This is a genomic window from Myxococcus sp. AM011 (genome assembly GCF_013372595.1).
GTDB classification, from domain to species: domain Bacteria; phylum Myxococcota; class Myxococcia; order Myxococcales; family Myxococcaceae; genus Myxococcus; species Myxococcus eversor.
In genome coordinates this window covers 1-12,456 of sequence record NZ_JABXEM010000310.1, presented here as the reverse complement: position 1 = coordinate 12,456, position 12,456 = coordinate 1, and the positions used below count along the sequence as shown (strand labels likewise).

The following is a 12,456-nucleotide window of genomic DNA, read 5'->3' as shown; positions in this document are numbered from 1 at the left end:
CACCCCCCCCAAGCCCGCGACACCCAGCCCGATGAAGCTCGCGGCGGAGAAGACCCAGGCGGCGCTCCAGAAGGTGCCCCAGGCGCGCCCCGAGGACGTGAAGACGCAGGACGGGCTGCTCGCCGCGCTCTACGACTCCATCAGCGGCCCCGCTGGCAAGCCGCGTGACTGGCAGCGCTTCCGCTCCCTCTTCTATCCCGGAGCGCAGTTGGCCTCCGTCCAGCGCACCAAGCCCGGCGGCCCTCCGGGGGTCGCCCCCATCACCGCCGACGACTACGCGGCCTGGGGTGAGGAGTTCTTCAAGACCCACGGCTTCTTCGAGAAGGAGACACACCGCCAGGTCGCCGGCTACGGAGACCTCATCAACGTGCTGAGCGCGTTCGAGACGCGCGAGACGCCCGAGAGCGCGCCGGTCGCCCGCGGCATCAACAACGTGCAGCTCATCTTCGACGGCCAGCGCTGGTGGGTGCTGCACATCGCGTGGACGGACGAGAAGTCCGCGGGCGCGCCCGTGCCGGCGACCTTCACGCGGAAATAGGCCCGCCCCATGCCTCCCAGGTCCTCGTGTGACGCGTTGGTGGTGGGCAACTACTGTCATGACGTGTTGTCGCGAGGTCCGGGAGACGCGGTGCACACGCTGGGAGGCTCGGCGGCGTACATCTCCTCGGTGTTCACCGCCATGGACGTGGACCACGCGGTGGTGGCTGTCGCGGGCGAGGACTTCGCCTACGCGGACCGCGTGCGGTATCCGCCGCTCATCGTCCCGGGCACGCGCACCACGCGGTTCATCGCGGACCTGAGCCAGGAGGAGCGCGTGCTGCGAGTCGACGCCCGCTCCGAGCCCATCCGACCCAAGGACATCATCCTCGACGCGCGCGTGGCGCTCGCGTGCGGCGTCATGGGAGAGGTGCTGCCCGAGACGCTCATCCGGCTGTCCCTGCACGCGACGCAGGTGCTGGCGGATGCCCAGGGATTGCTGCGGACCCTGGACGCACAGGGGCGCGTGCTCAATCAAAGACTCGAGGACACGCCCTTCGCCGCGCTGCTGGGACACCTGCATGTCCTCAAGGCGAGCGAGGACGAGGCGCGCGCGATGGACGTCGACGCCGTGCGCGCGAAGACGTGTCTGGTGGTGACGCGAGGGCTGAAGGGATGCACGGTGCTCACCGCGCGAGACACGCTGGAGGTGCCATCCTGCCCCGTCTCGGAGGTGGACCCGACGGGCGCGGGTGATTGCTTCCTCGCGGGCTTCACCCTGGGCCTTCTGCGGGCGTGGCCGCTGGCGCGCTGCGCGGAGCTGGCCAACTGGTTCGGCGCGCAGGCAGTGACGCAGGTGGGCGTGCCCAAGCTGGATGTGACTCGGCTGCCCGTCGAACTGCGCTGATTTCCAGGAACTTTCAGCTCGCGCTGTTCGCAGGTTCGCGCCACCTGCTCGGGTTCAAATACTGCTCATGGATGTCTGGGGTTCGCACCGCGACCTGATGGATAGTGCGCCGCCCACGGAACCATCCGGAGCCAGACATGCACCACGGTCCACGAAGTGCCGTCACTCTCTCGATGCTGGTTGTCGTTGTGCTCACAGCTTGCGGCGAAGATGGGCGCGAACAGCCTCCCTCCGTCGAGGGAGAGCTGGCCCGCTCGGAGCAGCCATTGCTGACGCTCGTCGAGTGCCTTGTCGGCTCGGCGGCCATCAACTACTCACCGCCCCTCAAGAACGTGGAGCAGGACGTCACCGTCGTCACCACGACTGTCTACTCCAACTGCATCTCCTTGCTGGGAGGAGCGGTGACCTCCGGCACCAACACCATCCGCAGCTTCAGGCCCGGCTTCTCCTGCATGGACCTGTTGAGCATCGGTTCCTCGACCTCCGTCATCACCTGGAACACGGGAGAGACCTCGACGCTCATCCAGACGCGCGTGTCGTCGCAAATCAATGGCAACCTCGCCGTCCTGACGAACGTGGGAACGGTGGAGTCGGGCAAGTTCGCGGGCGCCACCGTCACGAGGACCACGACCTACCTCTCCACGGACCTGGCCGCCTGTGACAGCCCCGAAGGACTGTCTCGGCTGAGCGGTCTGGCGACCCTCTCCCTCACCGGTCTGCTCTAGCCACGGCGGCCCACATGAAAAGCCCCTCCCTCCCAATGGGAGAGAGGGGCTGAAACAGCTCGACTCAATCCAACGTCAGGCCTGCGGCTCCTCGGAGCCACCACCCTCGTCGGCGGGAGGCGCCTCGGCGGACTCCTCCGTCGGGGCGTCGGGCTCGGACGCGGCGGGCTCGGCGGCCACGTCCGTGGCGCCAGCGACCTCGGCGGGAGGCGTCGTCTCCTCCTCGGACTCCTCGCCCTCGGGCAGCTTGGAGAGGGCCATCACCTTCTCCTGGTCGTTCTCCAGCGCAATCAGCCGCACGCCCTGCGTGTTGCGGCCGATGACGGAGATTTCCCGCACCTTCATGCGGATGAGCATGCCGCCGTTGGTGACGAGCATCACCTCGTCGGACTCCTTCACCTGGAGGAGGCCCACCACCTTGCCGTTCCGCTCGGTGGCCTTGATGTCGATGATGCCCTTGCCGCCACGGCCCTGCTGCCGGTACTCGGACTCCTCCGTCCGCTTGCCGTAGCCGTTCTCCGTCACGGTGAGGATGGCGGAGTCGTTCTCCACCACGTCCGCGCCCACCACCTCGTCGGTCTCATCGAGCGTGATTCCCTTCACGCCGAAGGCCTGGCGGCCCATGGAGCGGACCTCCGTCTCCGGGAAGCGGATGCTCATGCCCGACGCCGTCGACAACAGGATGTCCTTGGTGCCGTCGGTAATCATCACCGCCACCAGCTCGTCCCCCTCGTCGATGCCCAGCGCGATGATGCCGCTGGAGCGGACGTTGTCGAACGCGCTCAGGTCCGTGCGCTTCACCACGCCCTTCTTCGTGACGAAGAAGACGTACCGGTTCTCCGGGAAGTCGCGCGTCACCAGCACCTGCGCCAGCCGCTCGCCCTCGCCGAACTGCACCAGGTTCACCATCGCCTTGCCGCGAGAGGTGCGGCTGGCCTGCGGAATCTGGTGCACCTTGAGCGAGTACAGCTTGCCCTTGGTCGTAATCGGCATCAGGTACGCGTGGGTGCTGGCCACGAACAGCTTGCTGACGAAGTCGTCTTCCTTCGTCGCGGCGCCCGTCTTGCCGCGTCCACCGCGCTTCTGCGCCCGGTACTCCGACAGCGGCGAGCGCTTCACGTAGCCCGTATGCGACAGCGTGACGACCATCGTCTCCTCGGCGATGAGGTCCTCGCTGGTCATGTCATCCACCGCGCCGATGATTTCGGTGCGGCGCTTGTCGCCGAAGCGCTCGCGAATCTCCAACAGCTCCGTCTTGATGACGGTGAGCAGGGAGAGCTCGTTGGCGAGGATGTCCTGCAGGCGCGCCACGTCGCGCACCAGGGCAATCAGCTCGCGGAACAGCTCCTCGCGCTGCAGGCCGGTGAGGCGCTGCAGGCGCATCTCCAGGATGTTCTGCGACTGCTCCTGGCTGAAGCCCGCGCCCTCGTACTTGTGCGCCAGGCCCTGGTAGGCGGGCTCCTCGTTGCGCGCGCGAGAGACGAGCAGCTCCATCTGCGCCTTCGCCTTCGCGTGGTCGATGCGCTGGAGGTTGGCGAAGCGCTCGTGCTCGTAGAGGTTGGGCGACAGGATGTTCATCAGGCCCCAGCGCGCTTCATCCGGGTCCCTGGACGCGCGGATGAGGCTCACCACGAGGTCGATGAGGTCCTGGGCCACCAGCAGGCCCTCGACGATGTGCATGCGCGCCATCGCCTTGCGCAGCTCGTAGCGGCTGCGGCGCGTCACCACGTCGCGGCGGTGCGCCACGAAGCGGTCCAACATCTCCTTCAGGTTCAGCGTGCGCGGCTGCCCACCGTCGATGGCCAGCATCACCGCGCCGAACGTCGTCTCCAGCGCCGTGGAGGTGTACAGGTTGTTGAGCACCACCTGCGAAATCGCGTCGCGCTTCAGCTCGATGACGATGCGCATGCCCTGACGGTCGCTCTCGTCACGGATGTCGCTGATGCCCTCCAGCTTCTTCTCGCGCACCAGCTCGGCGATCTTCTCGATGAGCCGCGCCTTGTTCACCTGGTACGGAATCTCCGTGAAGATGATGGCCTCGCGGTCACCCTTCTTCGACGTCTCGATTTCCGACCGGGCGCGCACCGTGATTTGCCCGCGGCCCGTCTCGTAGGCGCGGTGGATGCCCTCGCGACCGGTGATGAACGCGCCGGTGGGGAAGTCCGGGCCGGTGATGAACTCCATCAAGTCCCGGACGGTGCACGTCGGGTGGTCGATGAGGTGCAACGTCCCGTTGATGACCTCCGTCATGTTGTGCGGCGGGATGTTGGTGGTCATGCCCACCGCGATGCCGCTGCTTCCATTGACGAGCAGGTTGGGGAAGCGCGCCGGCAACACGAGCGGCTCTTCCAACGAGTCGTCGTAGTTGGGGCCGAACGCGACGGTCTCCTTGTCGATGTCCGCCAGCAGCTCCTCGGCCAGGCGGTCCATGCGCGCTTCGGTGTAGCGCATGGCGGCCGGCATATCGCCGTCCACCGAGCCGAAGTTGCCCTGGCCGTCCACCAGCAGGTAGCGAAGGCTCCACGGCTGCGCCAGGCGCACCATGGCGTCGTAGACGGACGAGTCGCCGTGCGGGTGGTACTTACCGATGACGTCACCGACCACGCGCGCGCTCTTCTTGTAGGGGCGGTTGTGGTAGTTCGCCAGGTCGTTCATCGCGAACAACACGCGGCGATGCACGGGCTTGAGGCCGTCGCGAACGTCGGGCAGCGCGCGACCGATGATGACGGACATCGAGTAGTCGAGATACGAGCGGCGCATCTCGTCTTCGATGTTGACGGGAATGAGCTCGCCGGCGCCGTTGGGAGGCGGAGGCGAGGAGGGCGGTGCCGGCTTGTCGGTGGTGTCGTCGGCCATGGGCTCTGGGAGTGGTCGCGGAGGGACCCCGCGAGGGGCCGCCATCCAGTGTGGGAGCGTTCGTAACCCCTGGATTTCCCTACGTCAACAGGGGAAACGAAGGGGTGATGACTCGAGCGTCGAAGGGGTTCGAAAACAGGTCGATGGGGCGAAAAAAAGCGCCCCCTACTGAACGCTCGAACCGCCCTGTTTCAGCCCGCTTTTCGCGAGAAAATCAGGCCCTCTGGAGGCCTCAAGAGGGGCGTGGGGTCCCCGCGGGGCGCAGGGGGGCTGCCAGGCGCTCGGCCTCGGCGCCCAGGGGACCCTCGGCGTCCTTCGCCTTGGCCTTCTCGAAGGCGGCGAGCGCCCCCTCACGGTCTCCCTTCAGCTTGAGGGCCACGCCCACATTGAGGTGCGCCGCGGCGGAATCCCGGTCCATGGACACGGCCTCGCGGAACAGTGTCAGCGCCTGGTCCACGTCACCCGACAGCAGCGCCTCCTTGCCGGCCTGGACGCGCTTCTCCGCGTCGTTCACCAGCTCCACCTGGAAGACGCTGCGGCCCACCACGTTGGCGATGAGCACGCGCAGGATGCCGCCCCAGTAGAAGGTGAGGCCCTCCGCCGCGACGACGGCCGCCAGCGGGAGGTCGGGGAGCAACTGCTTGCCCCGGAACTTGAAGCGCACGCGGGTGTAGCGGCCCTTGTTGGCCCAGTGGACGACTTCGCCCTGGAGCTTGCGCAGCCCTTCCTCCATCCGCTTGGGGTCGATTTCGAAGGGCAGCACGCGGCCCATGCCCTCCTGGCCAGAAGGCAGGGCCTTGGGGGCGTCGATTCCGGGCTCGTCGGTGAAGACGGGCTCGGCCTCGAGGACGATGGGTGGCGCCTCCTTGGAGATGGGCGCCGGAGCGCGCGCGGCGGCGGGCTTCGCCTGCTTCGTCGCCCTGCCCTTCCTGGGAGCAGCGGCACGGGCGGCGGGCTTCTTCACCTTCACCTTCGTGGCGGACTTGCGGGAGGAGCTCTTGGCCATGGTCATCACCTTAAACGAGCCACGGCGCGGACGCTTGCGCACGCGGGTTTGTCTGGACTGCCAGAGAGCTTCTTCACGAGGGCTCGATAGGACTTCACACCGGGGCGGTCCTCGGCGCGGACGAGGTCGGGGATGATGGCCGCGCCTTCCCCCGAAAGGATTTCCGACGCATGAAGCGCGCCCGGCACGCCCTCCTCTCCGCCCTGCTCCTCTCCGCTCCCCTGGCGGGCGCGGCCGGGAATGACCCCGTCGTCACTGGCGACATCTGGCCGCGCATCCGCAAGGAGCGCATCCAGAAGCTGCTGCCCCAGGCCATGGCCCGCGCCAACGTGGACGCCTGGGTGGTGTTCTGCCGGGAGAACGACAATGACCCGCTGGCCATCCATGTCGGCGGGGAGAACGCGGGAGGCACCGCGGCCTTCCTGTTCCTGCGCCAGGGCGAAGCGGTGCGCGCGGTGGCGCTGTCTCCCGCGGGCGAGGCGACGGCGCTGCGCGAAGTCGGGCCGCTGGACGAAGTCGTCCCGCTGGAGCGCGGCGTGGACCTCTATGCGCAGGTGGCCTTGAAGCTCGCCGCCGCGAAGCCCGCGCGCATCGCCATCAACGCCTCCACCGCCGTGACGGTGGCGGACGGGCTGTCCTCCTCGCAGCGCGCGGCATTGGAGAAGGCGCTGTCACCGGCGCTGCGCAAGAAGCTGGTGTCGTCCGAGGACGTCGTCTCCGAGTGGCTCTCCGTGAAGCTGCCCGAGGAGGTGGACATCCTGCGCAAGGCCGCCGCGCTCACCTCGCAGTTGGAAGTCGAGGCATACCGGACGGTGGTGCCGGGCAAGACGCGCGACGTGGACGTGGCGCGCTTCCTCAAGAAGCGCATGGCGGAGTTGGGCGTGGGGGACGCGTGGGCGCCGGACCAGAACCCCAACGTCAACAGCGGGCCCACGCGTGGCCACTCGCACGCCACCGAGCGCGTCATCCAGCCCGGTGACTTCATCCAGACGGACTTCGGCATCCGCGTGGGCGGCATGTGGGTGACGGACATCCAGCGCTTCGCCTACGTGCTGGCCCCGGGCGAGACACAACCGTCACAAGCCGCGCTGGAGAAGTGGGAGAAGGGCAAGAAGGGCAGCCGCATCGCCCTGGCGGCCCTCAAGCCCGGCGCCAGCGGGTGGGACGTGGACAAGGCCCAGCGCGACTGGATGCGCGAAGCCGGCTCCGAGCCCGTCATGTGGGGCACCGGCCATCCCGTCGGGTACTGGGCCCATGACGTGGGCCCGGCCCTCTCTGGCGGCGCGAAGCCCAAGCCCGACAAGGGCCAGGCCCTGCGCATCGTCCGTCCCGGGCAGGTGTTCGCCTTCGACGGCTTCTTCGCCTGGCAGGACGGCGCCCCGGATGCCCAGCGCATCGTCTCCGTGGAGGAGATGGCCGTCGTCACCGAGACGGGCGCCGAGTACCTGATTCCGCCTCAGGAGGACCTCGTGCTCATTCCCTCCACGCCCGTGCCGGGGCAATCGGGACCCATGGTTCCCAAGCCTCGCTGACGAGTTGCGTCGCGCGCCCTACCCTCCAGGCCGGCTCGGCTCATAGGATGAGCCGGGCTTACCGGGAGAGCGCGATGCAGACCGTGCTGGTCATCGATGATGATTTGTTCGTGCTCTCGCTGGTGTCAGACATCGTCCAGAGCGCGGGTTATCACGTGGTGACGGTGCAGTCGCCGGAGGCGGCCTTCCAGCAGGACCTGGGGACCATCTCCGCCATCCTCTGCGACTACAACATGCCGGGGATGAACGGCGCGGACGTGCTCATCGCCATGCGAGAGCTGAAGGAGTGCCACGCGCCCTTCATCTTCCTCACCGGACACGAGCAGCTCGACGACCTCATCCCCGTCGCCATCCGCTACGGGGCGGAGCTGCTGCCCAAACCCATCCATCCGGTGGAGTTGATTCGGCTGCTGATGAAACAGCTCGCCAACGTCGCGGCTTGAGGCACCCAGGCCCGAGGCGAGACATCGCCCCGGGCACTGTTTCAACGGGCCTGTGTCAGGCCAGCGCCTGGATGAGTCGCTCGGCCTGCTCGCGCCACTCGGGCGCCAGACGGGGCAGCGCCAGCAGCTCGCGAGCCAGTGCCTTCGCCTGGTCCTTCTGCCCCAGGCGCGCGTGCACCACCGCCAGGTTGAGCCGGGGCTCGGGGCGCTCTGGCGCGCGGCGATGCGCCTCTTCCAGCACCTCCAGCGCCTGCTGTCCGGCGCCCGGGAGTTCATCCTCCGGGATGCGCATCAGGAGGTTGCCCAGGTTGTTGGCGGGGGCCCAGTCGTCCGGGGACAGCTTCACGGCCTCGCGCCACGCGGTCAGCGCGGCGGGGATGTCCACCGGCTCCGTGGCCTCCAGCGCCATGCCCTCCACCATGCGGCTCTGCGCGGTGGCCTGGCCTCGCGACGCCAGCTTGCGGCACAGCTCCAGCGCCTCCGGTAGCCGCCCCTGCGCAAGCCGCAGCCGCGCCAGGTTCCCCTGCGCCGCCGGGCTGTCCGGCTCCACGCGCGCCAGCGTCTCCGCGGCCTTCACCGCGCCCGGCAGGTTGCCCCGCGCCAGCAGCACGTTGCACAGGCCGTTGAGCAGGTACGGGTCGTCCGTGAGGACCTTCAGGCCCGTGGTGAGCAGCTCCTCGGCGGCTTCCAGCTCGCCACCCGCCTGGAGCGCCACCGCGAGCACCAGGTAGCTGGGCCCGTGCCTCGGGTTGAGGCGCAGGGACTCCTGGAGGTGGTGGAAGCCGTCCTTCAGCTTCTCCTGCGCGAAGAGCACGCGCCCCAGGTGGAAGTGGTGGATACCCGCGTCCGGCGCCAGCTTCACCGCGCGCTCCAGCGCCGACTGCGCCGCGGCGTTGTCGCCGGCCTCCGCCAGCAGGTAGCCCTGGCCGAACCACGCCTCGGCGCGATTGGGTTCTGCCTTCGCGACCTTCCGGTAGAGCGCCAGCGCGCCGGCCGCATCGCCGCGTCGGGTGAGGAGCGCGGCGCGGACGAGTTGCACGCCCGGCGCTTCCGCGCTCAAGCCCAGCAGCCACGACTCGGCCTGGGCCTCGTTGCCATCGAATGCCGCGAGCCGGGCGAGCGCGACCCGGGCCGCCGGGTCCGAGGCATCGCGCTTGAGCGCGGCTTCGGCCTCACGGCGTGCCTGGTCCAGCTCCCCGGCTGCGAGAAGTGCGTCGTACCTGGCGGTCTCCGCCATCAGCCAAACAGCCCCTTGAAGAAGTTGCCGACGGACTTCACCACATTCTTGACCACTTCGACCGGCTTCTCGATGACGCTCTTCACCGCGTCGGCGATCTTGCCGAAGTTGATGTCGACGTCGAAGCCCAGCTTGAAGCCGATGCCCAGGGCCGCGCCGAAGTCCACGCGGGCCTTGAAGCGGCCGTTGTCCCAGCTCGCCTCGGCACGGGCAGACACACCGACACCGGCCCACGCCTCCGCACGACCCGTGACGCCGCCGTAGTCGCCCAGCTTGACGTTGCCCGTCACACCGGCGCGGGCGCCGATGAAGGCGTCACCACCGACGCGGGCCGCGTACTTGCCATTGATGGGGTCCAGCGTCACTTCGCCGTGGAGACCGGCCTTGGCGCCCACCCAGGCCTTGCCCTGGAGCTCCGCCTGAATCGGGCCGACGCCCGCGCGCAGGGTGCCTTCCGCGTCAATCAGCGTGGCCTTCGCGTCCAGGTCGCCCCGGGCGAACAGCTTGCCGCCCTCGATGCCGACCTCGCCGGAGCCCTTCAGCTCCGCCTCGAGGACGCTCATCTTGCCGTAGCCCTGGGCCACGCTGTTGGCGTCGCCGAAGCCGCCCTCGAACTTCTTGACCGCCGCGCCCTTGGTGAACTGGCCGTCGATGCCGACCTTCGGAATCTGACCCAGCAGGCCCGCCATGGCGCCCGTCACGCGACCGGTGCCCTCGTGCTGGGACTCGGTGCTGTAGCTGGTGTTCCAGTTCTGCGTGGTGCTCTTCTCACGCTCGAAGTGGCTCTGGAGGCGGCCGTCCTTGAAGGAGGTCTGGACGCCCGTGTTGGTGTCCTTGACCACCTTCTCCGTGGTCGTGTTCTTCGCCACCGGGGTGTTCTGGGCGGTCTGCGAGGACGACCGGACCTGGGGCTGCTGACCGCGACGGATGGAGGAGCGATCGCTCATGAAAGACCTCGGAACGGGGACGACCGAAAGAGAATGTGAGGGGATTCTCGGACCCGACGCGGATCAGTTGCGTCCTGGACGGAGATTTTCCTACACCCGCGCCAGGAACCAGCGGGCAATGAGGGGAATGCAGGCCCCCACGGCCACCAGTCCCAGCCCGATGACGAGCCGGACGAAGCTGGGCGCATGCGCACCGGGCTCCAGCACCGCGTCCGTCGGGTCCTGTGGGTTGTAGGCGACCCGGACCGCCTGTCCCGGAGGATAGCGACGCAAGGTGGCCTGGGCGTCGTCGGGGTTGGTGCGCGCGGTGGGGTCCACGCGCAAGGTCGCGGTGCCGACGAGGACGCGGCCCACGGAGTACTCGTACTGGACGCGGGCCTCGTAGTGGACGCGGGGCTCCGTCTGCCCGGGCACCGGGAGGCGGTGCTCCACTTCCTCGGCGGCCAGGACGGTGCCGGGCACGGTGGGCCAGCGCCGGGAGCGAAGGGCGCGCAGGACGTCCTTGAGTCCGGCCAGGACGAAGACGACGCCCACCGCCGCGAGCAGCGCACAGATGATGGTGATGACGCCCCAGAGCACGCGCACGGCGGGGACACTACCAGAAGGCCGCTCGCTGACATGTTTCGCGGCCCGCGCCTCGCACCCTCAGCCCATCACGGCGAAGAGCTGTCGGCACTGGGCCAGGAGCTGGCCGTCCTGGGTCCAGAGCTGCTGGAAGTCCTCCGAGTACCCGCCCCCCGCCTGGAGGGAGCGGCCGGTGCGCAGGAACTGGGCGTCCGGCTTCAGGCCCGCCTGGGGCAGCACCTGGAAGAAGTGCATGGTGAAGTCCACGGTGGCGGCCGGGCGGAAGCCCTCCACGCGCGACAGCACCGCGGGCGGGTACGCGTCCATCAACCCCACGCACAGGGGCGCGTCCAGCACCGTGGGCTCGCGCGGGCGCAGCCAGCCACCCGTCTCCGCGACGGCGGCCCCGGCGTAGGGCGCCGAGCCGATGCAGAAGCGGAACTCGAAGAAGCGACAGAAGTCCGGCATGGGCACGTCGTCCGGCGTCATCGGCACCTCGTGCGGAGGCGGGACTTTCGGGGGCGTCATCTCCATGTATTCGATGGCGCCGCCCCGCGTCGCGCCGAACGTCGCGCTGCCCATGGCCACCATGCCCGCGTCGTTCTCCACGCGCACGGTGGCCTGGGTGACGAGCTTTCCGGCCCGCTCGATTCGCGTCGTCACCCACGCGTCGCCCTCCACCGCCGGCGCGCAGAAGTGCATGGTGAAGGAGCGCACCGGCCGGGCCGCGTCCCCCACCGTGTGCTCCAACGCGCGCAGCGCCGTGCCCGCGACCAGCCCTCCGTACGCGCCCCGGCCCTGGTACCAGGGCGAGGTGAAGCGGATGCGGTAGCGGTTCGGCCCGACGGACTCGGGCGTGGAGGCGGCGAGGAAGGCGGCGGTCATGTCGCGACGCACCGTATCAAGCCACCACCCGCCGCGAAGGGACTGTCAGCGCGAGGCGCGACTCACCGCGACAAGCACCAGTCGATGGGCGGCCGGCCCTTCGACTCCAGGGCCTTGTTCACCGCGCTGAAGGGCTTGCTGCCGAAGAAGCCGCTGCTGGCCGACAGGGGGGACGGGTGCGTGCCCTCGATGACGACGTGGCGACTGGCGTCGATGAGCTTCTTCTTCTTCTGCGCGTACTTGCCCCAGAGCAGGAAGACCACCGGCTCCGTCTTTTCGCTCACCGCGCGGATGACCGCGTCCGTGAAGTCCTCCCAGCCGTGGCCCGCGTGGCTGTTGGGCTTCGCCTGTTGCACCGTCAGCACCGCGTTGAGCAGCAGCACGCCCTGCTCCGCCCAGGCCATCAGCGAGCCGTCCTTGGGACGCGGCACCTTCACGTCCGCCTCCAGCTCCTTGAAGATGTTCACCAGCGAGGGCGGCGAGGGCACCCCGGGCTTCACCGAGAACGCCAGCCCATGCGCCTGCCCAGGCCCGTGGTACGGGTCCTGGCCCAGCAGCAGCACGCGCACGTCCGCATAGGGCGTCAGCCGGAAGGCGGAGAACAGGTCCTCCTCCGAGGGGAAGACGGTGGCCTCCTCGCGCTCCTTCGCCACGAAGCGCTCCAGCTCCTGGAACGAGGGCGAATCCAGAGAGGCCTTCAGCGCCTTCCTCCAGTCCTCCGGCAGCTTGTCCTTCAGCATGTGCGTTCCTCCCCGACCCGCGCGCGGCGGGGCATTGAAACATCCCCGTCCCACGGGGCCCATCCCTTTCGTGCCGGCGTCGGAGGGCCGACAGCTCCCCAGGGAGCAGGCGGGCGGGGACGGCGGGTTCTTGGGGG

Annotated in this window: 12 protein-coding genes; 5 read left to right on the top strand and 7 right to left on the bottom strand. The window is 68.9% G+C overall.

The genetic code is table 11. The features are described 5' to 3' along the window. The 3 genes from HUW62_RS40760 to HUW62_RS40750 form a co-directional block, all read left to right on the top strand. A partial coding sequence (locus HUW62_RS40760; protein ID WP_255203926.1) for a nuclear transport factor 2 family protein occupies window positions 1-538 on the top strand: 538 nt, incomplete at its 5' end. Window positions 539-547: 9 nt separating this feature from the next. After that, window positions 548-1,384, top strand: coding sequence for a PfkB family carbohydrate kinase (locus HUW62_RS40755; protein WP_163863216.1), 837 nt, complete (start codon window positions 548-550; stop codon window positions 1,382-1,384). Window positions 1,385-1,557: 173 nt separating this feature from the next. After that, a complete protein-coding gene (locus HUW62_RS40750) occupies window positions 1,558-2,109 on the top strand; it encodes a hypothetical protein (RefSeq protein WP_163863217.1) in 552 nt (183 codons plus the stop codon). Window positions 2,110-2,184: 75 nt separating this feature from the next. On the opposite strand, the gene gyrA is transcribed toward HUW62_RS40750, so the two are convergent. Beyond that, window positions 2,185-4,965, bottom strand: a complete 2,781-nt coding sequence (gyrA, locus tag HUW62_RS40745) for a DNA gyrase subunit A (RefSeq protein WP_176437494.1) — start codon at window positions 4,963-4,965, stop codon at window positions 2,185-2,187. 232 nt (window positions 4,966-5,197) lie between these two features. Next, entirely contained in the window at window positions 5,198-5,971 is a 774-nt protein-coding gene (locus HUW62_RS40740; protein ID WP_163863221.1) for a tetratricopeptide repeat protein, read from the bottom strand. A gap of 170 nt (window positions 5,972-6,141) precedes the next feature. Between HUW62_RS40740 and HUW62_RS40735 the strand changes: the two genes are divergently transcribed. Further along, on the top strand, window positions 6,142-7,503 hold the full coding sequence (locus HUW62_RS40735) for a M24 family peptidase (RefSeq protein WP_176437493.1): 1,362 nt from the start codon (window positions 6,142-6,144) through the stop codon (window positions 7,501-7,503). A gap of 74 nt (window positions 7,504-7,577) precedes the next feature. Continuing rightward, window positions 7,578-7,946, top strand: a complete 369-nt coding sequence (locus tag HUW62_RS40730; RefSeq protein ID WP_163863224.1) for a response regulator — start codon at window positions 7,578-7,580, stop codon at window positions 7,944-7,946. Window positions 7,947-8,001: 55 nt separating this feature from the next. On the opposite strand, the gene HUW62_RS40725 is transcribed toward HUW62_RS40730, so the two are convergent. The 5 genes from HUW62_RS40725 to ung form a co-directional block, all read right to left on the bottom strand. Then, a complete protein-coding gene (locus HUW62_RS40725) occupies window positions 8,002-9,183 on the bottom strand; it encodes a tetratricopeptide repeat protein (RefSeq protein WP_163863226.1) in 1,182 nt (393 codons plus the stop codon). Beyond that, window positions 9,183-10,130 (bottom strand): hypothetical protein, encoded by a 948-nt coding sequence (locus HUW62_RS40720; RefSeq protein ID WP_163863228.1) that lies wholly within the window; start codon window positions 10,128-10,130, stop codon window positions 9,183-9,185. Before HUW62_RS40720 ends, HUW62_RS40725 begins: the two co-directional genes overlap by 1 nt. Before the next feature lie 90 nt (window positions 10,131-10,220). Beyond that, on the bottom strand, window positions 10,221-10,715 hold the full coding sequence (locus HUW62_RS40715; protein WP_176437492.1) for a DUF3592 domain-containing protein: 495 nt from the start codon (window positions 10,713-10,715) through the stop codon (window positions 10,221-10,223). Window positions 10,716-10,775: 60 nt separating this feature from the next. Then, the gene (locus HUW62_RS40710; protein WP_368670610.1) at window positions 10,776-11,591 is read right to left on the bottom strand and encodes an acyl-CoA thioesterase; all 816 of its coding nucleotides are present in this window, start codon (window positions 11,589-11,591) and stop codon (window positions 10,776-10,778) included. A 50-nt stretch (window positions 11,592-11,641) separates the two neighbouring features. Then, complete coding sequence (gene ung / locus HUW62_RS40705) at window positions 11,642-12,319, bottom strand: uracil-DNA glycosylase (protein WP_176437490.1); 678 nt, start codon at window positions 12,317-12,319, stop codon at window positions 11,642-11,644. Between the last annotated feature and the right edge of the window lie 137 nt (window positions 12,320-12,456).

Coding starts and splice junctions, on each gene's coding strand:
- HUW62_RS40720 (WP_163863228.1), bottom strand. CDS start 10,130: ATGAGCGATCGCTCCTCCATCCGTCGCGGTCAGCAGCCCCAGGTCCGG.
- HUW62_RS40740 (WP_163863221.1), bottom strand. CDS start 5,971: ATGGCCAAGAGCTCCTCCCGCAAGTCCGCCACGAAGGTGAAGGTGAAG.
- HUW62_RS40755 (WP_163863216.1), top strand. CDS start 548: ATGCCTCCCAGGTCCTCGTGTGACGCGTTGGTGGTGGGCAACTACTGT.
- gyrA (WP_176437494.1), bottom strand. CDS start 4,965: ATGGCCGACGACACCACCGACAAGCCGGCACCGCCCTCCTCGCCTCCG.
- HUW62_RS40725 (WP_163863226.1), bottom strand. CDS start 9,183: ATGGCGGAGACCGCCAGGTACGACGCACTTCTCGCAGCCGGGGAGCTG.
- HUW62_RS40750 (WP_163863217.1), top strand. CDS start 1,558: ATGCTGGTTGTCGTTGTGCTCACAGCTTGCGGCGAAGATGGGCGCGAA.
- HUW62_RS40735 (WP_176437493.1), top strand. CDS start 6,142: ATGAAGCGCGCCCGGCACGCCCTCCTCTCCGCCCTGCTCCTCTCCGCT.
- ung (WP_176437490.1), bottom strand. CDS start 12,319: ATGCTGAAGGACAAGCTGCCGGAGGACTGGAGGAAGGCGCTGAAGGCC.
- HUW62_RS40730 (WP_163863224.1), top strand. CDS start 7,578: ATGCAGACCGTGCTGGTCATCGATGATGATTTGTTCGTGCTCTCGCTG.